This window comes from Clostridium aceticum, from assembly GCF_001042715.1.
GTDB classification, from domain to species: Bacteria; Bacillota; Clostridia; order Peptostreptococcales; family Natronincolaceae; genus Andreesenella; species Andreesenella acetica.
The window spans coordinates 1-21,642 of record NZ_CP009687.1 but is presented as its reverse complement, the minus strand read 5'-3'; the positions used below and the strand labels follow the sequence as shown (position 1 = coordinate 21,642).

Below are 21,642 nucleotides of genomic sequence, written 5' to 3'. Positions count from 1 at the left end.
AACAAAATCCCATAGCATTTTATAGATTTATTATACTATGGGAATCTTTTTTTTACAAATTATTGATTTAGTTTCATATCTCCCAATTTGATCCATCCTTTTTTTCTCATATATTTTGCAATAATGAGAGTAACTATTGCTGGGAGAATAAAGTGTAGAATTATTACCTTTACTAGGACTGTAGTAGAGGGATTGCCTTGCTCTGTAACCATTTTTGCGAAGGTGCCAAACTGTCCTACTAAGCCACTGGTGCCCATACCTGCCCCTATACTATTGTTTTCCATTGAAAATAATGTGGTGGCCAAAGGTCCTAATAAAGCACTTGCTAATGTAGGAGGAATCCATATCAAAGGATTTTTTATAATATTAGGTACTTGTAACATACTGGTACCTAAACCTTGGGCAATAAATCCCCCAAAACCATTTTCCTTATAACTAGCTACACCAAATCCTATCATTTGAGTAGCACAGCCTACTACAGCAGCACCTGCTGCTAAACCATCTAAACCTAAAGATATAGCTAGGGCAGCACTACTGATAGGTAAGGTCAGAATCATACCCATTAAAGCTGATACTAGTATCCCCATAGGAATTGGATGTATCACTGTAAGACTGTTGATAATCTGTCCTAATCCTGTCATAATAGCTGCTACCGCAGGACCTATAAAGTTTCCTGCCAATCCTCCTGCTATAATGGTAAGGGCAGGAATCAAGACAATATCTACCTTTGTTTTCCCTACGATCAATTTTGCTACTTCTGCTCCTATTAAAGCTGCTACAAAAGCTCCCACTGGCTCCCCTGTTCTTATGCTATAAGCTCCTGCCTCTGTTAGAAATATGGTATTTGCACCTATAGCCCCCGTAGCTATTGAAGCAAAAATTCCTAGAGAAGGTGCTCCCACTGCAAAAGCTACTCCAGCACCTATAGCAGGTCCCATTAAGAATTGAGCCATCTGTCCAAAAGACATCAGTATAGGAATATTTACTAGTTCGCCTATTTGTTTTAGAATAAGTCCAATAATCAGAGAAGAAAACAGGCCTAAAGCCATACCATTTAGTGCTTTTGTAAAATACTCCCTTATAGAAGCTCCTTCACCATTGATTTTCATCTATATTCCCTCTCTTTACATGATTTTTATTAAATTACCCCTCATTAACTAGATTCATACTTATATCCATAGCTTTTGTGGAGTGAGTTAATTCTCCTACCGATATAATATCTACTCCTATTTCAGCAATTTTTAGTAATTTTTCCTTTGTGATATTGCCGGAAGCTTCTAAAATAGCTGACTTATTGGTTATAGCTACAGCTTCCTTCATGGTTTCTATACTCATATTATCCAGCATAATAATATCTGCTTTTGCCTCTAAAGCTTCCTTTAATTGTTGAATTGTTTCTACCTCTACCTCTATTTTTACAGTGTGAGAAACATTTTTTCTACACTGGTCTATTGCTCTTGTAATACTACCTACTGCCTTAATGTGGTTGTCCTTGATTAATACTGCATCTGATAAGTTAAAGCGATGGTTATGACATCCCCCTACTCTAACGGCATACTTTTCTAAAATCCTAAGCCCTGGTGTCGTTTTTCTTGTATCCACAACTTTTACATCATAATCTTTGACAAGCTCACTGTATCTCCTAGATTTTGTTGCAATTCCTGACATTCTCTGCAAAAAGTTTAAAGCTATTCTTTCTCCCTTTAATAGATTTTTTATTTTACCCCCTATTTCAATAAGCTTTTCTCCTTCTGCTACAAAATCTCCATCTTTTTTCACTGGTATTACTTCCATCATAGAATCAATTAATCCAAACACCATTTCTACTACTGAAATTCCTGCTATAACACCTTCTTCTTTGGCTATCATTATAGCCCTTCCCATCTGATCTTCTTCTAATAAAATGTCTGTTGTTAAGTCTATATAATTTATATCTTCTATCAATGCATTTTTTATGATTTTTTCTATTAAAAACTTATTATACAATATTATTCCTCCCAAAAACTTTTTAGCTTACAAGATAGTGAGCACCCATACTTTCCTTTCTTTTCGTAGCAGCTTTTATAATCAATAGTGCTACCGTCAGCATATTGTTTAATTCATAATAAGCAATAGTTTCTTGTTGATTTTTCCTCAAAGACTCCTTCATTATTGTTATTTCTATAAAGGCTTTTTTCAATTCTGCTTCACTTCTTATAATGGAAACCTGATTTTGCATAATATCTTTTAATTTTTTTATAAATTTCCCTATATTTATTGAGAAATCTCTTTTATCTTCTTTTTCTATAGAGTAAAAATCTATAGAATCATCAAGGACCTTATTGCTTATGTCATATTTAAGAAGATAACTGCTAATCGCTGTAGCCACCCTGTTTCCAAACACAATCCCTTCTAAAAGAGAATTACTAGCCAATCTGTTACTACCGTGAACACCCGTACAGGCACATTCTCCACAGGCATATAGTCCCTCCATACTTGTTTTACCATCTATATCTGTCCATATTCCCCCCATAACATAATGCTCTACTGGTACTACCGGAATATACTGTTTCGCCATGTCTATTCCTTGTGAAAGGCAATGCTGATAAATTGTTGGAAACCTCTCTTTAATAAATTTTTCAGACTGATGGGTAATATCTAAGTAAACAAAAGGACGATGATCCTTCTTCATTTCAGTAAAAATAGATCTTGCTACAATATCTCTAGGAGCTAAATCTTTCATTTCATGATAGTTCCCCATAAAAGCTTCCCCTTGAAGATTTCTAAGAATAGCACCTTCTCCTCTTACAGCTTCAGAGATTAAAAAACATTGCCCTTCCTTTAGATTATATAGGGCTGTAGGGTGAAATTGCACAAATTCCATATCTCTTATCTTCACTGAAGCTCTATGAGCCATAGCAATACCATCGCCAGTAGCTATAGTATTATTGGTTGTATTTTTATAAATTTGACCGATACCCCCTGTTGCCATTACAAATGCTTTTCCTTGATAAATCATCTTATTGCCAGCTTCATCTATACATAAAACTGCCTTTGCTCTGTTTTCTTCTGTTATAAGATCTATTGCAAAAACATTCTCTATAATTTTTATATTGGTAGATTTTTTTACTTCTTCAGTTAATATTTTAATAATTTCCTTCCCTGTAGCATCCTTTACATGAAGAATACTATTTTGCCTATGTCCTCCCTCTCTGGTAAATTTTAATGTACCTTGATCGTCTCTATCAAAATTTACACCATAAGCGATTAATTTTTCAATATTTTCACTAGATTCCTCAACAAGTATTTTTAAAGTTTCTTGATTGTTACAATAACAGCCTGCCTTTAAAGTATCCTCAAAGTGGATATCCTTATTTACAGAAACAGCTATGCCTCCTTGAGCTAGTCCACTATTGTTTTTCTCTATTGTTGTTTTGCTTATTAAAATCACTTTATACCTAGAATCGATATTTAATGCTGTAAACAGTCCTGCAATACCTGTGCCTATAACAATGACGTCACCATCAATAACAGATTTATCCTTCATTGTTTTTAATCTCCTTAACAGATATTTATCATTGTTTCCAATGTTTTTAATGCCTTTTGTCTGATTTCTTCCTCTACTATAATTTCTTTTTCTTCATTTTTTAAGGCTAAGTAAACATCCTTTAATGTAGTTTTTTTCATATTAAAACAAACGAGGGCTGGTGATAGCAAATAAAACTTTTTATCAGGGTTATTTGTTCTAAGTTTGTGTAGGACCCCCATTTCTGTACCAATAACAAAGGTTTTGTTTTCAGACTCAGTAGCATACTGTATAATTTCAGAGGTACTTCCCACAAAATCAGCCTTTTCTACTACTTCAGGTGTACACTCTGGATGTACTAGAACAAGGGCCTTTGGATGCTTCTCTTTAACAGTATCTATTTCTTCTGGCTTTACACGATGATGTGTAATACAAAACCCCTCCCATGAAATGATTTCTTTCTCCGGTAATTGCTTTGCAATATAACTGCCTAAGTTCTTATCAGGGATAAATAAAACTTTGTCTGATTCCAGGCTTCTTACAATCTTTAATGCATTAGAAGAGGTACAGCAAATATCACTTTCTCCTTTTACTTCAGCAGAAGAATTAACGTAACACACAACGGGGATGTTTGGGTATCTTTTCTTAAATTCTCTTAACTGCTCAACATCAATCATATCCGCCATAGGACAGCCAGCATCATAAACTGGTAATAAAACTTTTTTTTCTGGAGAAAGAATTTTTACGCTTTCCGCCATAAAATGTACGCCGCTTAAAACAATGATATCTGCATTTGTTTTTGCTGCCTCTTGACTTAGTTTTAAAGAATCTCCTACAATATCAGCAATTTCTTGGACTTCTGGTATCTGATAGTTATGAGCAAGTATAATAGCATTTTTTTCTTTTTTTAACCGTTTTATTTCTTCAATCATTTCACTTTCTGTTATTTGTTCCGACACAAAATCATTCCCCTCTATAAAGATCTTCTCTTATTTTTATATGATATTACATATGTTTTTACATCTGTCTTGTCACCTATTTGTAAAAAATATATCACATTTTTATTCATTAATCAAGTAACCTTTTTCTAAAAGAGCCTCTTCCATCTTTTTAAAAGTTTCCTCATCGGGCACTTCTACTGTGTGAATATGAACTCCTTCTGTTAAAGATGACAGTGGTTCAGCCTTTTGATTTTTTACTTTCTCCATAAATTCATCTAGTTCTTTTCTATAGCTAATATCTAATATTCCTTTTATTTCCCCGTAAATTGGATGTTCCACTATAACATCTAAGATTCTTGCACCATGATGAATCATAATTTTTAATTCTTCTTTCATATCTTTATAGGTCGTATGTTTTGAAACAATCGTCTTTCTTATCTTCCCTGTATCTTTTTGAGGTATTACATAACCTTGAGGAGTAGCTATAATATCTATGCCTTCCGCCCTTAACAAAGCTATATCCTGAACAATTACTTGTCTAGATACATCAAAATAAGCAGCTAACTCTGTTCCTTTCATAGGCTTACTTTTTTCTTTTAACTCCATTACTATGGCTTTTCTTCTTTCTCTACTATTCATATAAATCATCCTTTTCTTCTATATTAAGTGCTTATCATATGCAATTTTTTTAATTTACTTCTATAGATAAACAACACCAGGGCTTAATTTTGATATACTAAGGGCTACATTTGCAGCCCACGGTTTTGGGGCGAAACCGTAGACCGTGTATATCAAAATTAAAGTTTAAACTTGCTCATCTATAAATAAATATTAACGTTATTTTAGCATAATTTTGTTTCATGTAAAACAAAAAGGACATAATTCTTTTTTCTTAATAGATTCTAATCCTAAATCCTTATAATAAACAACGGAAGGGTCAAGATCCTTCCCTACATTAAATACAAAAAAACTAAAAAAACTTCTACGTTTTCTGTAGAAGTTTTTCTATATCGCAACGACCTACTCTCCCAGGCAGCTTCCCGCCAAGTACCATCAGCGCTGAAGGGCTTAACTGCTGTGTTCGGTATGGGAACAGGTGTGACCCCTTCGCTATTGTCACGATATTCTTTTGAAGGTTTATTCCCTCAAAACTAAACAATGTATGAGTTATTTTTGGTCAAGTCCTCGACCTATTAGTATCGGTCAGCTTAATACATTACTGCACTTACACCTCCGACCTATCTACCAGATAGTCTTTCTGGGGTCTTACTCACTTGCGTGATGGGAAATCTTATCTTGAGGGGGGCTTCGTGCTTAGATGCCTTCAGCACTTATCCCTTCCGTACATAGCTACCCAGCGGTGCCTTTGGCAAGACAACTGGTACACCAGCGGTACGTCCATCCCGGTCCTCTCGTACTAAGGACAGCTCCTCTCAAATTTCCTACGCCTGCGACGGATAGGGACCGAACTGTCTCACGACGTTCTGAACCCAGCTCGCGTACCACTTTAATGGGCGAACAGCCCAACCCTTGGGACCTACTTCAGCCCCAGGATGTGATGAGCCGACATCGAGGTGCCAAACCTCCCCGTCGATGTGGACTCTTGGGGGAGATAAGCCTGTTATCCCCGGGGTAGCTTTTATCCGTTGAGCGATGGCCCTTCCACTCGGTACCACCGGATCACTAAGTCCGACTTTCGTCCTTGCTCGACTTGTTGGTCTCGCAATCAAGCTCCCTTATGCCTTTGCACTCTTTGCACGATTTCCGACCGTGCTGAGGGAACCTTTGAGCGCCTCCGTTACTTTTTAGGAGGCGACCGCCCCAGTCAAACTGCCCGCCTGACAGTGTCCCAAAACCAGATCATGGTTCATGGTTAGAACTTCAGTACTACAAGAGTGGTATCCCAACATCGACTCCTCCAAGACTGGCGTCCTAGGTTCTCAGTCTCCCACCTATCCTGTACATCTAGTACCAAAATCCAATGTCAAGCTGCAGTAAAGCTCCACGGGGTCTTTCCGTCCTGTCGCAGGTAACCAGCATCTTCACTGGTATTACAATTTCACCGGGTCCATTGTTGAGACAGCGCCCAAATCGTTACGCCTTTCGTGCGGGTCGGAACTTACCCGACAAGGAATTTCGCTACCTTAGGACCGTTATAGTTACGGCCGCCGTTTACTGGGGCTTAAGTTCTGTGCTTCGGTTACCCTAACACTTCCCCTTAACCTTCCAGCACCGGGCAGGCGTCAGCCCCTATACGTCGTCTTTCGACTTTGCAGAGACCTATGTTTTTGCTAAACAGTCGCTTGGGCCTGTTCTCTGCGACCGAAGTGTGCTTACGGAGCAAGTCCTTCACACCCTTCGGCACCCCTTCTCCCGAAGTTACGGGGTCATTTTGCCGAGTTCCTTAACAATGGTTCTCCCGCTCGTCTTAGGATTCTCTCCTCACCTACCTGTGTCGGTTTGCGGTACGGGCACCTAGTTTCTCAATAGAGGCTTTTCTCGACAGTGTGGAATCAGTTGCTTCGCTACTTGTTTTTCGCTCCCCATCACCTCTCAGGATTATGCTAAAACGGATTTGCCTGTCTTAGCTCCCTACTGGCTTAGACCCACTCAACCAACGGTGGGCTCAACCTATCCTTCTGTGTCACCCCATCTCTCAAACGATTCTAGGTGGTACAGGAATCTCAACCTGTTGTCCATCGCCTACGCATTTCTGCCTCGGCTTAGGTCCCGACTAACCCTGAGCGGACGAACCTTCCTCAGGAAACCTTAGGTTTTCGACGGGTAGGATTCTCACCTACCTCTCGTTACTCATGCCAACATTCTCTCTTCTATGCAGTCCACTACTCCTTACGGTATAGCTTCAACCCACATAGAATGCTCGCCTACCGAATATTTCTATTCCCATAGCTTCGGTGATACGTTTGAGCCCCGGACATTTTCGGCGCAGAATCACTCGACCAGTGAGCTATTACGCACTCTTTAAATGAGTGGCTGCTTCTAAGCCAACATCCTGGTTGTCTGTGCAACTCCACATCCTTTCCCACTTAACGTATACTTTGGGACCTTAGCTGATGATCTGGGTTCTTTCCCTCTTGACCACGGATCTTATCACTCGTAGTCTGACTCCTGAAAATAAGTTAACGGCATTCGGAGTTTGATAGGTTTTGGTAACCGGTGAAGGCCCCTAGACCATTCAGTGCTCTACCTCCGTCACTCTCATTTCAAGGCTAGCCCTAAAGCTATTTCGGCGAGAACCAGCTATCTCCGAGCTCGATTGGAATTTCTCCGCTACCCACAGGTCATCCAATGACTTTTCAACGTCAACTGGTTCGGACCTCCACGAAATTTTACTTCCGCTTCATCCTGCCCATGGGTAGATCGCACGGTTTCGGGTCTATAGCATGTAACTAATCGCCCTATTAAGACTCGGTTTCCCTTCGGCTCCGTACCTGAAGTACTTAACCTTGCTACATACCATAACTCGTTGGCCCGTTCTACAAAAAGTACGCGGTCACGCATATATAGCGCTTCCACAGCTTGTAGGCAAAAGGTTTCAGGTTCTTTTTCACTCCCCTTCCGGGGTTCTTTTCACCTTTCCCTCACGGTACTATGCGCTATCGGTCACTAGGTAGTATTTAGCCTTGGGGGGTGGTCCCCCCTGCTTCCCACAGGGTTTCACGTGTCCCGTGGTACTCTGGATCATTCTCAAAGATTTTCAGTGTTTCGCTTACGGGACTTTTACCCTCTACGGTGGAGTTTTCCAACTCTTTTCAACTACACTTACCAATCTTCTTAATGAAAATGTCCGCAACCCCAAAAACTTAAGTTCTTGGTTTGGGCTCTTCCCCTTTCGCTCGCCGCTACTGAGGGAATCGATTTTTCTTTCTCTTCCTCGGGGTACTTAGATGTTTCAGTTCCCCCGGTCTACCTTCTATTACCTATGAATTCAGTAATAGATACTTGGACATTACCCCAAGTGGGTTTCCCCATTCGGACATCTACGGATCAATGCTTGCTTGCAGCTCCCCGTAGCTTTTCGCAGCTTACCACGTCCTTCTTCGGCTCCTAGTGCCAAGGCATCCACCCTTTGCCCTTAATAACTTGACCTTTGATGAATTACTTTAGCTTTGTTTCTTTTCTCATATCATTGTTTAGTTTTCAAAGAACAATTTGAAAAGACCTTATTAAAAGAGGTCCCTCAAAATTAAACAGTATAGTATTGCCATTTCTCCTTAGAAAGGAGGTGATCCAGCCGCACCTTCCGATACGGCTACCTTGTTACGACTTCACCCCAGTCATCGGCTTCACCTTCGACAGCTCTCCCCTTACGGTTGAGCAGCTGGCTTCGGGCGCTTCCGACTCCCGTGGTGTGACGGGCGGTGTGTACAAGACCCGGGAACGCATTCACCGCGACATTCTGATTCGCGATTACTAGCAACTCCGACTTCATGTGGGCGAGTTTCAGCCCACAATCCGAACTGAGACCGACTTTATGAGATTCGCTCCAGATTACTCCTTCGCTGCCCTTTGTATCGGCCATTGTAGCACGTGTGTAGCCCTGAACATAAGGGGCATGATGATTTGACGTCATCCCCACCTTCCTCCGAGTTATCCCCGGCAGTCTCTCTAGAGTGCCCATCCGAAATGCTGGCAACTAAAGACAAGGGTTGCGCTCGTTGCGGGACTTAACCCAACATCTCACGACACGAGCTGACGACAACCATGCACCACCTGTCACTTCTGTCCCCGAAGGGAAAACTTCTGTTAAAAAGCGGTCAAAAGGATGTCAAGTCCAGGTAAGGTTCTTCGCGTTGCTTCGAATTAAACCACATGCTCCGCTGCTTGTGCGGGTCCCCGTCAATTCCTTTGAGTTTCACACTTGCGTGCGTACTCCCCAGGCGGAGTGCTTAATGCGTTAGCTGCGGCACTGAGGTTTGACCCCCAACACCTAGCACTCATCGTTTACGGCGTGGACTACCAGGGTATCTAATCCTGTTCGCTCCCCACGCTTTCGTGCCTCAGCGTCAGTTACAGTCCAGAGAGTCGCCTTCGCCACTGGTGTTCCTCCTAATATCTACGCATTTCACCGCTACACTAGGAATTCCACTCTCCTCTCCTGCACTCAAGCCAATAAGTTTCTAAGGCTTACTACGGTTGAGCCGTAGCCTTTCACCCTAGACTTTATTGGCCGCCTACGCACCCTTTACGCCCAGTGATTCCGGATAACGCTTGCCCCCTACGTATTACCGCGGCTGCTGGCACGTAGTTAGCCGGGGCTTCCTCCCGAGGTACCGTCATTATCTTCCCTCGAAACAGAGCTTTACGACCCGAAGGCCTTCATCGCTCACGCGGCGTCGCTGCATCAGGGTTTCCCCCATTGTGCAATATCCCCCACTGCTGCCTCCCGTAGGAGTCTGGACCGTGTCTCAGTTCCAGTGTGGCCGGTCACCCTCTCAGGTCGGCTACTGATCGTCGCCTTGGTAGGCCTTTACCCCACCAACTAGCTAATCAGACGCGGGCCCATCTTGTACCAATAAATCTTTGGCTATTCTTAAGATGCCTTAGAATAGCTTTATGCGGTATTAGCAATCGTTTCCGACTGTTATCCCCCTGTACAAGGTAGGTTACCCACGCGTTACTCACCCGTCCGCCGCTAGGCAAATATCTAACATTCAATACTCGATTCTCATCATGTGTTGGCACTTTATGGCGTAAAGCTAGCCTTTGCTCACAAAGGGTCTACAGGCCTGCTTAACGCTGGCTCTCTTTCTCCCTTAATCTCTCAAGTACTCAATGTTAGATATTTGCCTCGCTCGACTTGCATGTGTTAGGCACGCCGCCAGCGTTCATCCTGAGCCAGGATCAAACTCTTAATAAAAAATATCTGGGTTCTATCATTAATTGATAGATGTATTTTGCTGGCTTAATATCTATACTGTTTAATTTTCAAAGACCTTTTTTTCTGCCGCCCTCATTCGGCGACTTAACTACTATATCATACTTGGATATATTATGTCAACACTTTTTTTAATTTCTTTTTCTTCTGTGTCGAACTTTCTTCTATCCCATCGCCCCTTCAGTAGCGGCGACTTTTACTACTATATCAGATTTCTTAATGCTTGTCAATAGTTTTTAGTCGCTTTTATTTAAACATCTTTCTTAGTTGTAATGGAGTAGATACTCTTGTTGCTTTTATCATTAGTTTTTCTCAAGGACACATTGTATCATAACGTTAAAATAAATCATTATGTAAACTTACTTTATAGTATTTATTTATGCGCTTTTATTAAATTCTTTTTTTAGTTTTTCAATGATCTTTTTTTCCATACGTGATATTGTCATCTGTGAAACATCCAACTCTTTTGCTACTTGTATTTGTGTTTTTATATCAAAAAATCGATCTCTTAAGACTTTTTTCTCCAATGCATTAAGTTTCTCCATAGCCTTCTTAATAAAATCTTTATTTTCGATATCTGTAAAGCTTTTGTCTACCTCTCCTATTAAGTCCATTAGTTGTACATCTTTGTCCTCACCATCATTTTCATAGGTTAAATTCAATGATTTTGGTGTATAGACTTGGCTAGCCTCCATTGCCTCCATTACTTCTTCTTCTGAACACTCTAGATACTCTGCTATATCTTTGATTTTAGGAGTTCTTTGTAAGTTTTGCTGTAGTGTATTTTTAGCGTTATTTATTTTCTTAGATAATTCTTGAATCCTTCTTGGCACTCTAATAGACCAGCCTTTATCTCTAAAGTACTTTTTTATTTCACCAATAATTGTAGGTGTAGCAAAGCTAGAAAATTCAAATCCTTTATTTATATCGAATCTTTCTATTGCATAAATTAAACCTAAGGATGCTACTTGATAAATATCTTCATATTCAATCCCTTTATTCATATATTTTCTAGATAAGATTTCTCCAATATACAGATATCTACTTACTAATTCATTTCGAATTTCTATATCTTTTGTTTCAGCGTAGTATTTAAAAAGTTCTTTTTCTGTTAATTCTTTTAGGGGTTTACCTATTTTCATATTTAATTTAGAAGCTTTGGCTGCTCTTTTCATCAAAAATCATCCCCCACATACTTTGTCATTTTTATAAGGGTCCCTTTTCCACTATTAGATGAAATCTCTACATCATCCATTAGAGACTTTATAATAAAAATTCCCAACCCTCCTTCTTTTAACTCCTCCATATTAGGAATCTTTATATTATCGCTTAAACACCCCTTACCATTATCATAAACAGATATAACTAACTTTTCTTCATCTGTATAAAAATCTACATTAAAATTTTCCTCTTGGCAAATACCATGAGTTATTGCATTCGTACATGCTTCTGAGATCGCCACTTTTATATCTTCAATTTCTTCAATATCAAAACCCATTCTATTTGCAATTCCACTGGTAGTAAGCCTTATAATACCAACATACTCTGGCTTATTAGGTACAGATAACTTTATTATATCACTATTTTTTTCTTTCATATTCATCTGCTCCTTTGTATTTAACGTGTTATACATAAGTTTACCTCTCTATTCTATAATAAAGATTTTGTCTAATCCTGTTATATGTAAAAGTTTTTTTATACTAGGCTTTATATTTAATATAATAACATTTTTATCTTCTTCTTTTAATTTCTTTAATACCCCTATTAGTACGCCTAAACCAGTACTATCAATATATTCTAAATCTTTAGCATCTATTTCTATCGTATCTTTTTTTTCTTCCAGCATACTGGTAAAACTTTCCTTTAATTGCCCTGCAGTATAGATATCTACTTCTCCTGCTAATTGCATACTCCATCGTTTATTAAACCCATCATATTGTTTATCTATTACAAGCGACATGTTTTTCCCTCCATTTTTCATAGGAAATTTTTTATTTAATTACTATTATAGCAAATTTTTTTCGTTTCTACTATGTTACTGAGAAAATCTGTTCAAAAAAACAAAAATGCAAAGGTATGGCGCACATACCTTTGCTTAAAAATATGGGGGTTGAATTCAAAAGCTTTTGGCTTCTATTATATTTTTTCCCCTATAACTTAAATTTAAACATCATTTCAATAATTTTATTCGTAATTTTCCTCTTCTTCATGTTGAGGAATTTGGGCAATGGATACAATGCTTTTATTTTCATCTGTTCGCATTAATGTAACACCCTTTGTATTTCTTCCCATTTTGGAAATATTATCAACATTTAGTCTGATTACTATACCATCGTTGCTTATTAGTAAAATCTCATCTTTATCTGTTACGATTTTAGCTCCAACCAATAATCCTGTCTTTTCTGTAGTATTATAGGTCTTTATACCTTTACCTCCTCGAGACTGTAGGCGATATTGTTTTAGATCTGTTCTTTTTCCAAAACCTTTATAGCTAACAACTAGTAAATCCTTGTTATCTTCTATGATATCCATGCCTACAATTTCATCTTCTTCAGATAAAGTAATACCTTTTACTCCCATAGCACCTCGACCCATATCTCTAACGTCTTCTTCTTTGAATCGAATAGCCATTCCTTTTGCTGTAATCATAATAACTTCTTGTCCAGTATCTGTCAATCTTACACTGATTAGTTCGTCATCTTCTCTAATACTAATAGCAATTAAGCCGCTTCTTCTTGTATTTTCAAATTGATTTAACTGGGTTTTTTTGATAATACCCTTCTTTGTTGCCATAATAAGATACTTAGATCCCCACTCCCTACCAACTGGTATCGTAGCAGCTATTTGTTCGTTGGGTGCTAATTGCAGTAAATTCACAATAGCTGTTCCTTTTGCTTGTCTTTTTGCTTCTGGTATTTCATAAACGTTTAGTTTATAAGCCTTACCCTTATTTGTAAAAAACAGCAAATAATCGTGGGTTGAAGTAATAATCAGCTTTTCTACAAAATCTTCTTCTCTAGTAGTAACAGCTGAAATTCCCTTTCCACCTCTTTTTTGACTTTTATAGGTATCTATCGGCAGACGTTTTATATATCCAAAGTGTGTTAATGTAATCACCACATCTTCTTCATCAATCATATCTTCCATATTGATCTCTTCAGGGTCAAAAATGATTTCAGTTCTTCTATCATCACTATACTTTTCTTTAATTTCCAATAACTCTGTTTTGATAATATTTAGCACTAACTGTTCACTAGCTAATATTTCTTTTAACGCCTGAATCAGCTTCATTGTTTCTTTGTACTCTTCCTCAATTTTTTCTCTCTCTAAGCCTGTCAACTTTTGAAGTCTCATATCCAGTATAGCTTGTGCTTGCCTCTCAGATAGTCCAAACTTCGTCATTAACCCTTCCTTCGCAGTTTGTACTGTTGAGGAGGACCTAATTAAAGAAATTACCTCATCTAAGTGATCTAGTGCTATCTTCAAACCTTCTAGAATATGAGCTTTTGCCTCTGCTTTGGCTAAATCAAACTTTGTTCTACGGATAATAATATCTTTTTGATGCTCTATGTAATGGCTCAATATCTCTTTAAGATTAAGAACCCTTGGTTGACCCTCTACCAAAGCAATCATAATGATACTAAAGGTATCCTCCATTTGGGAATGTTTGTATAACTTATTTAGTACTACATTGGCATTGGCATCTCGTTTCAATTCTATGACAATGCGCATACCTGTACGATCACTTTCATCTCTCAAATCTGAAATACCTTCTATCTTCTTGTCCCTTACTAAATCAGCTATTTTTTCTATTAGCCTTGATTTATTTACTTGATAAGGTATTTCTGTCACAACGATTTGCTGTTTTCCTTTTTGCATTTCTTCTATTTGTGCCTTGGCTCTAACTCTAACTTTGCCTCGACCTGTCCTATAGGCCTCTTTAATACCTTCTTTTCCTAAAATATACGCACCAGTAGGAAAGTCTGGTCCTTCGATGGAGGACATAATTTCTTCTATACCAGCTTCTGGTTCATCTATAAGAGTAATAACACCATCAATAACTTCACCTAGGTTATGGGGTGGTATAGATGTTGCCATACCTACAGCAATACCGTTTGAACCGTTTACCAATAGATTAGGAAACTTACTAGGCAGTACTGCTGGCTCATCCATAGTTTCATCAAAGTTAGGTATAAAATCCACTGTTTCTTTTTGAATATCCCTGATCATTTCCATAGCAATTTTAGAAAGTCTTGCTTCTGTATAACGCATAGCAGCAGCACTATCGCCATCTACAGAACCAAAGTTCCCATGACCATCTACCAACAAATATCTTGTAGAAAAATCTTGAGCTAATCTTACCATAGCATCATACACAGCTGAATCTCCATGAGGGTGGAATTTACCCAAAACATCCCCAACGATACGTGCTGACTTTCTATGGGGCTTATCAGGAGTAAGACTCAACTCACTCATTGCATACAATATTCTTCTGTGAACAGGTTTTAGTCCATCCCTAACGTCGGGAAGGGCTCTTCCCACGATAACACTCATAGCATAATCAATATAAGACTTCTTCATTTCATCTGCTATACTTATAGGGACAATTTTATTATTTTCTTCTGTCATAGGTTATTCCCCCTATATATCTAAATTAGTAACATATTTGGCATTTTGTTCAATAAACTCTCTTCTAGGCTCTACTTTATCTCCCATAAGAGTTGTAAATATTTCATCTGCTGCTGCTGCATCCTCGATGGTAATCTGAAGCAATGTTCTATGTTCTGGATTCATTGTAGTTTCCCAAAGTTGTTCTGGATTCATTTCTCCAAGACCTTTATATCTTTGAATATCTGCTTTTGTTTCTCTTCCTAAATCATCCAATATCTTGTTCAACTCTTTATCTGAATAAGCATAATACTCTGCTTTACCCTTTTTAATTTTATATAAAGGTGGTTGAGCAGCAAAAATATGTCCAAGCTCTACTAATGGTTTCATGTATCTAAAGAAGAAAGTCAATAACAATGTTCTAATATGAGCACCATCCACATCGGCATCCGTCATAATAACAATTTTGTGATATCTTAATCTTTCTATATCGAATTCCTCTCCTATGCCTGTACCAAAGGCTGTGATCATAGATCGAATTTCATTGTAATTCAGTATTTTATCTAATCGAGCCTTTTCAACATTTAAAATTTTACCCCTTAAAGGTAAAATCGCTTGTGTAGCACGATCTCTTCCTTGCTTAGCACTGCCTCCCGCGGAATCTCCCTCCACCAGATAGATTTCGCTTAATGCAGGATCTTTTTCCGAGCAATCTGCTAATTTTCCAGGTAGAGCGGTATTTTCAAGAACACCTTTTCTTCGGGTCAACTCTCTTGCTTTTTTAGCAGCTTCTCTAGCCCTTTGAGCTTTCAAACCCTTTTCTACGATAAGCCTAGCCTCTGTAGGGTTTTCCTCTAGAAAAGCTTCTAGGTTTTCTCCAGTAATAGATTCTGCTAAACCTTTCATATCGCTATTTCCTAGTTTTGTCTTTGTTTGTCCTTCAAACTGAGGTTCTGGCAGTTTCACAGAGATAACAGCTGTTAAACCTTCTCGAATATCTTCTCCTAATAAATTGACATCCTTGTCCTTTAAAAAACCATTTTTTCTTGCATAGTCATTGACAATTCTTGTTAGAGCAGACTTAAATCCACTTAAATGAGTTCCACCCTCCTGGGTATTGATATTGTTAGCAAAACTAAAGATATTTTCAGTGTAAGCATCAGTATACTGCATGGCTACTTCTACTACGCTGCCGTCTTTTGCCTTGTCAAAATAGATGATTTTGTCATGCAGTGCTTCTCTGTTTTTGTTTAAGTGTTTTACAAATTCTTGAATACCTCCACTATAGTGAAAAGTACTTTCCTTTTGTTGATCTTCTCTCTTATCTACTAGTGTTATTTTTATCCCTTTATTTAAAAAGGCTAATTCCCTCAAACGATGCTCTAGTGTATCATAACGAAAAATCGTCTCGTCGAATATTTCTGCGTCCGGTTTGAACAACACAGTTGTACCTGTCTCTAAAGCATCTCCTATTTCCCTCACATCATCTAATGGATTTCCTCTTTCATATCTTTGAAAGTAGGTTTTTCCATTTCTTCTAACTTGGATTTCTAAAAATTCTGATAGAGCATTTACAACCGAAATTCCTACACCGTGTAATCCTCCAGAAACCTTATATCCTCCTCCACCAAACTTACCACCGGCGTGTAATACAGTCAATACTGTTTCCAGTGTAGATTTTCCTGTTTGTGGATGAATATCTACAGGTATTCCTCTACCATTATCCGTCACTTTTATAGAATTGTCCTCAGTAATGATCACTTCTATTGCATCACAGTAACCTGCTAGCGCCTCATCTATACTATTGTCTACTACTTCGTAGACAATATGATGCAGTCCCCTCAGACTAGTACTTCCTATATACATTCCTGGTCGTTTTCTTACAGGGTCTAGTCCCTCTAATACTTGAATCTGTTCTGCATTATATTCTTGTATTTTATCTTGTATTTCATTTTCCATATTTACAACCTCCTATTTAACAGGAACAAAATATATGTGCATAATATATATCTATAAATACTACTATACAAAGGGTTAAACATGTATATTATAGGCTCTAAGTTTAAAAGCCTACGCCTATAAGACATGAAACTCCCACTAAGAAAGTGGAAGCGTGTGAATAAATCCTGCTCTTTTTTGTAATGTTAATGCAGAAATAGGAGACTTATATACGATAGTTTTATGATTTCCTTTATGGGATTTATTTTTATTTTCTATCCTTTCTACAATAACAATAGATCTAGGTTCCTCTTCACATATATTTTCAATAAACTCTTCTTCTTCACAAATCTTTAAAAAAGCTTTACTATCCTTTGATTTTAAGACAGAGTCTATATCTAAAATTGCAATAATGTCTTTTGTTTTTACAACAAACTCTCCTCCAAGATGAAGAAACATCCTCACTCTCCCTTTCATCGTTTTCTCTACTACATTTATCTATTATAACCTTTATTAACCTTTAATAAAAGACAATACTATTATTTTAAGGAAAGCCTGTTAATTTCTCCGTTACACACGCTAAATAATTTATATTCTTCTTGACTTTTTATATTTAAAGGCTCCATCATTGTAGTTGTAATAAAAGTTTGGACATTTTTTAGGTTCTTAATTAAATAATTTTGTCTTTTTTTGTCTAATTCACTCATAACATCGTCTAATAACAGTATCGGGTATTCCCCGACTTCTCCCCTCATTAATTCTAATTCTGCTAACTTCAAAGAAAGCACCGTAGTTCTTTGTTGACCCTGTGACCCGTAGGTTTTCACTTCTAAACCATTGATTTTGAAAATTAAATCGTCTCTATGGGGTCCTACTAAAGTTAATCCTCTTTTTTCTTCCAACGGTTTTATTTCCTTTAGGGCCTGTTTAAATTTTTCTTTAATATCTTTTAACTCGTCTTCTTCTTTGATCTTAATGTTACTATCATACTGAACTTCCAATAACTCCAAACCCTCTGTTATTTTTTTGTGCATCAGTTTAGCTAAAATAGCTATTCTTTTAATAAATTTTTTTCGATAAACAATAAGCCAAGCACCACGTTCAATCAATTGTTCATCCCATACTTCTAGGTCTAAGGTCTTTCCTTTATAATTTTTTAACACCTTATTTCTCTGTTGTAGAATCTTGTTGTACTGGGTCAAAGTATGATAATATCTGGGGAGTATTTGAGAAATATCATTGTTAATAAATCTTCTTCTTTCGCTGGGGCCTTCTTTAATGATTTTTAAGTCCTCTGGGGAAAACAAAACAACATTTAAATTCCCGAGTAAATCCCCATACTTTGTTAAAGATAGTTTGTTTATTTTTATTCTCTTACTACTTTCTTTGTTTATTAGTATTTCAATCTCTGTTTTATCTGTTGTTTTTGAAATAGTCGTTTTTATATAAGCATGATCTTTTAATATTTTTACTAATTCTTGATCTTTACTGGTTCTAAAGGACTTTCCTATAGCACATAAATACAAGGCTTCTAAAATATTGGTTTTGCCTTGGGCATTTTCTCCTACGAATATATTTAACTTAGGATGAAACTGTAGTTGCAATTGCTTATAATTTCTATAGTCAATTAGTTTTATCTCCTCTACCATCATTTTTTTTGCCTCCTGTCGTTCATCCTAATTTCATAATTTATATAACTTTAATTTTTATACCTTCTACCTCAACAAGATCTCCAAGTTTAATCTTCTTGCCTCTTTGGGTAACTATTTCCCCATTAACCTTTACTTCCTCGTTCAAAATAATTATTTTAGCATGGCCGCCACTACCTACTATATCTGTAGACTTCAATAATTGATCTAGTTTAATATATTCGCCCTCTAATTTGAACTCTCTTAACATCTTTCATTCCTCCTTGGTTTTTATAAAACAGCAACCCAGCATTCTATGCTGGGTTAGATTAGTTGGTAGATAATCTTACGGGTAAAATTAAGTAAATATAATAATCATTGGTAACTGGCTTTAATATACCTGGACTTAGACTTGTAGTAAATTCTAAATAAACTTCCTCGTCTTCTATAATTTTTAAAGCATCTATAAAGTATTTGGAATTGAAGGCTATTTCAATACTGTCTCCCTCTAGTTCGATAAAAATTTCCTCTTGAACTTTTCCTAATTCAGAATTAGAACTGATGGTCATTTTATCATCATCAATCACAAACTTAACCAAATTATTTTTTCCTTCTCTTGCCAGTAGAGATGCTCTTTCAATACTATCCAACAAACTTTTTGTCTTCACTTTTACTTTAGATTTATATTCCTTTGGTATAATCTGTTTATAACTAATAAACTCCCCCTCAAGAAGTCTGGAAATTAACTTTGTGGTGCCTATAATAAACAAAGCGTGATTTTCTGTTAAAGTAATATGAATGGTTTCTTCTTCGTCTGTAAGAATACGATTAATCTCGTTTAAAGTTTTTGCAGGAAGAATAACCTTATTATCAATAGAAGCTTGTATTTTTCCTTTTCTTAAGGCTAGACGATATCCATCTAAAGCTACCATATTCAAGGTATCTTCTTCTATCTCCATCAAGGCACCAGTTAAAACTGGTCTGGTTTCATCCTGTGATGCAGCAAACACCGTTTGACGAATCATATTTTTAAATAAATCTTGCGTAATTTCGTAAGAATACTCTTCTTCAATAGAAGGAAGTTCAGGAAAGTCCTGAGGATCATAACATACAATATTGAATTCACTATTTTCACATTTAATAGACAGCTGGTTGTTTTCTTTTAGTGTTATTTCTACTTTTGCATCTGGCAATTTCCTAATAATTTCACTAAAAAGTCTAGCATCTACTACAACAGCACCTTCTTGATAAGTATTTACCTCTACAGTGTGTTCTATCCCTATTTCTAAGTCTGTAGCAACTAGTTTTAAATAGTTTTCTAATACTTCTATGTAAATTCCCTTCAGTATAGGTAAAGTAGTTTTAGATGAAACAGCTTTTTGAACAATAGTAGTACTATGTACTAGTGTTTTTTTTTCGCATGAAAACCGCATTTGTGGATATCCTCCCTCTTAAATATAGATATAATAAATAAAAAAAATATAGTAGTAATAGTAGTAGGGCCTGTGTTTTTGTGGATAAGTACATAGAAGGCTTAAAAAACTCCTTTATCCACATGTGTACAAAATGTTAGCCCTTTGGTGAAGGTTGTCCACATATCCAGTAAAAAATAAAATAGATAAAAGTTATTCAAAACTGTGAACAATATTGTGAACAATCTTCTGTTGATAATATCAATCTACTTAATTACCCTTTAAATCACTAATTATTTTTTCTATTCTTTCCTTTAAATCAGGATCATTTTTTATATCATTTGATATTTTTTCATGAGCATGCATAACTGTGGTATGATCTCTTCCTCCAAATTCTTCTCCTATTTTAGGAAGAGATAGATCTGTCAGTTCTCTAGTTAGATACATAGCAATCTGACGTGGATAAGCAATGGCTCTTGTACGTTTTTTAGAATCTAAATCCTCTAGTTTTATACTAAACTTATTAGAAATGACCTCTTTAATAAGTGATGTATTTAATTGTCTTGCTTTAGAAGAAAAGATTTCTTTTAACGCTTCACTTGCTAGATCTACGGTGACATCACTATTTGTAAGCGAGGAATAAGCAACGATACGAATAAGAGCACCTTCTAACTCTCTTATATTGGATTGAATTTTTTTAGCAATATATAACATAACTTCGTCCGGTACATCGATATTTTCCATCTGAGCCTTTTTTCTTAATATAGCGGTTCTAGTTTCAAAATCAGGAGCTTGAATATCTGTAATCAGACCCCATTCAAACCTAGTTCTAAGACGATCTTCAAGTGTAGGAATATCCTTGGGTGGTCGGTCACTAGAAATAATGAGTTGTTTGCTAGACTCATGCAATGCATTGAAGGTGTGAAAAAATTCTTCTTGAGTACTTTCCTTACCAGCAATAAATTGAATATCATCAATCAAAAGAACATCGACATGACGATATTTATTTCTAAACTCTACATTTCGGTCATCTCTTATAGAGTTAATTAGTTCATTTGTAAAGGTTTCAGAAGAGACATAAGCTACCTTGGTACTGGGATTATTTTGCAATATATAGTGACCTATTGCATTCATTAAGTGAGTTTTACCTAGACCAACGCCTCCATAGATAAAAAGAGGATTATAAGCTTTTGCAGGAGACTCAGCTACTGCAACGCAGGCTGCGTGAGCAAATCTATTGCTATTACCGATAACAAAAGTATCAAAAGTATATTTTGGGTTTAATTGTAGATTAGATAGGCTTTCTAAAGGGGCCCTATTATTGTGTCGATTGCTTTTTTCTAAGCTTTTCATATTATCTTCTGTAGGTACAATAATTTTAATTTCAAACTGCTTAGAAGTAGTTTGTTTTAAGGCATTACTAATCAATGTAATATAACGATTATTTAAAATATCTTTAATAAAATCATTAGGTGTACCCAAAATAATTTGATTGTTTTGTAAAGAAATAGGTTCAATTGTTTTGATCCAGGTATTAAAACTTACTTCTGTTAGTTCTGCTTTGATTAAAGTGAGAGTGCTTTCCCAAATTTGAGGCAGGTTTTCCTTCATAGCCCAAATGTCCTCCTATATATTAATTTAATACAAAAAATTTAATAAAAAAAAAGTTATCCTAAGGTTTGTCCACAATAAAAGCAAAAAAAAATAAAAT

Annotated in this window: 15 protein-coding genes and 3 rRNA genes; all 18 read right to left on the bottom strand. The window is 36.8% G+C overall.

The genetic code is table 11. From position 1 onward, the window contains the following. Positions 1–59 precede the first annotated feature (59 nt). Positions 60–1,109, bottom strand: a complete 1,050-nt coding sequence (locus CACET_RS00090; RefSeq protein WP_044826328.1) for a PTS sugar transporter subunit IIC — start codon at positions 1,107–1,109, stop codon at positions 60–62. 34 nt (positions 1,110–1,143) lie between these two features. Continuing rightward, complete coding sequence (nadC, locus tag CACET_RS00085) at positions 1,144–1,986, bottom strand: carboxylating nicotinate-nucleotide diphosphorylase (RefSeq protein WP_044826327.1); 843 nt, start codon at positions 1,984–1,986, stop codon at positions 1,144–1,146. Positions 1,987–2,008: 22 nt separating this feature from the next. Further along, on the bottom strand, positions 2,009–3,526 hold the full coding sequence (gene nadB, locus CACET_RS00080) for an L-aspartate oxidase (protein ID WP_044826326.1): 1,518 nt from the start codon (positions 3,524–3,526) through the stop codon (positions 2,009–2,011). Between the two features lie 14 nt (positions 3,527–3,540). Then, positions 3,541–4,464 (bottom strand): quinolinate synthase NadA, encoded by a 924-nt coding sequence (gene nadA / locus CACET_RS00075; RefSeq protein WP_479722646.1) that lies wholly within the window; start codon positions 4,462–4,464, stop codon positions 3,541–3,543. A gap of 102 nt (positions 4,465–4,566) precedes the next feature. Continuing rightward, entirely contained in the window at positions 4,567–5,085 is a 519-nt protein-coding gene (locus CACET_RS00070) for a transcription repressor NadR (RefSeq protein WP_044826325.1), read from the bottom strand. 368 nt (positions 5,086–5,453) lie between these two features. Continuing rightward, positions 5,454–5,570: ribosomal RNA gene (gene rrf, locus CACET_RS00065) — 5S ribosomal RNA — on the bottom strand. Positions 5,571–5,619: 49 nt separating this feature from the next. After that, positions 5,620–8,556 (bottom strand): 23S ribosomal RNA (locus tag CACET_RS00060). Positions 8,557–8,685: 129 nt separating this feature from the next. After that, positions 8,686–10,327 (bottom strand): 16S ribosomal RNA (locus tag CACET_RS00055). The 16S, 23S and 5S rRNA genes sit together here, the layout of an rRNA operon. A gap of 395 nt (positions 10,328–10,722) precedes the next feature. Continuing rightward, the gene (locus CACET_RS00050) at positions 10,723–11,487 is read right to left on the bottom strand and encodes a SigB/SigF/SigG family RNA polymerase sigma factor (RefSeq protein ID WP_044825732.1); all 765 of its coding nucleotides are present in this window, start codon (positions 11,485–11,487) and stop codon (positions 10,723–10,725) included. Between the two features lie 32 nt (positions 11,488–11,519). Next, a complete protein-coding gene (locus CACET_RS00045; protein ID WP_044825696.1) occupies positions 11,520–11,942 on the bottom strand; it encodes an ATP-binding protein in 423 nt (140 codons plus the stop codon). Between the two features lie 48 nt (positions 11,943–11,990). Continuing rightward, positions 11,991–12,305: an STAS domain-containing protein gene (locus CACET_RS00040; RefSeq protein WP_044825695.1), complete on the bottom strand. Its 315-nt coding sequence runs from the start codon at positions 12,303–12,305 to the stop codon at positions 11,991–11,993. A gap of 224 nt (positions 12,306–12,529) precedes the next feature. Then, a complete protein-coding gene (gene gyrA, locus CACET_RS00035) occupies positions 12,530–14,974 on the bottom strand; it encodes a DNA gyrase subunit A (protein ID WP_044825694.1) in 2,445 nt (814 codons plus the stop codon). Positions 14,975–14,986: 12 nt separating this feature from the next. Next, positions 14,987–16,912 carry a DNA topoisomerase (ATP-hydrolyzing) subunit B gene (gene gyrB / locus CACET_RS00030; RefSeq protein WP_044825693.1) on the bottom strand — a complete coding sequence of 642 codons (1,926 nt, stop codon included), beginning with the start codon at positions 16,910–16,912 and terminating at the stop codon, positions 14,987–14,989. A gap of 138 nt (positions 16,913–17,050) precedes the next feature. Continuing rightward, a complete protein-coding gene (gene remB, locus CACET_RS00025; protein WP_044825692.1) occupies positions 17,051–17,350 on the bottom strand; it encodes an extracellular matrix regulator RemB in 300 nt (99 codons plus the stop codon). An 80-nt stretch (positions 17,351–17,430) separates the two neighbouring features. Beyond that, on the bottom strand, positions 17,431–18,543 hold the full coding sequence (gene recF / locus CACET_RS00020) for a DNA replication/repair protein RecF (protein WP_044825691.1): 1,113 nt from the start codon (positions 18,541–18,543) through the stop codon (positions 17,431–17,433). A 37-nt stretch (positions 18,544–18,580) separates the two neighbouring features. Beyond that, complete coding sequence (locus CACET_RS00015) at positions 18,581–18,790, bottom strand: RNA-binding S4 domain-containing protein (RefSeq protein WP_044825690.1); 210 nt, start codon at positions 18,788–18,790, stop codon at positions 18,581–18,583. Between the two features lie 58 nt (positions 18,791–18,848). Beyond that, a complete protein-coding gene (gene dnaN / locus CACET_RS00010; protein ID WP_044825689.1) occupies positions 18,849–19,952 on the bottom strand; it encodes a DNA polymerase III subunit beta in 1,104 nt (367 codons plus the stop codon). A gap of 249 nt (positions 19,953–20,201) precedes the next feature. After that, positions 20,202–21,542 carry a chromosomal replication initiator protein DnaA gene (gene dnaA, locus CACET_RS00005; RefSeq protein ID WP_044825688.1) on the bottom strand — a complete coding sequence of 447 codons (1,341 nt, stop codon included), beginning with the start codon at positions 21,540–21,542 and terminating at the stop codon, positions 20,202–20,204. Positions 21,543–21,642: the final 100 nt, after the last annotated feature.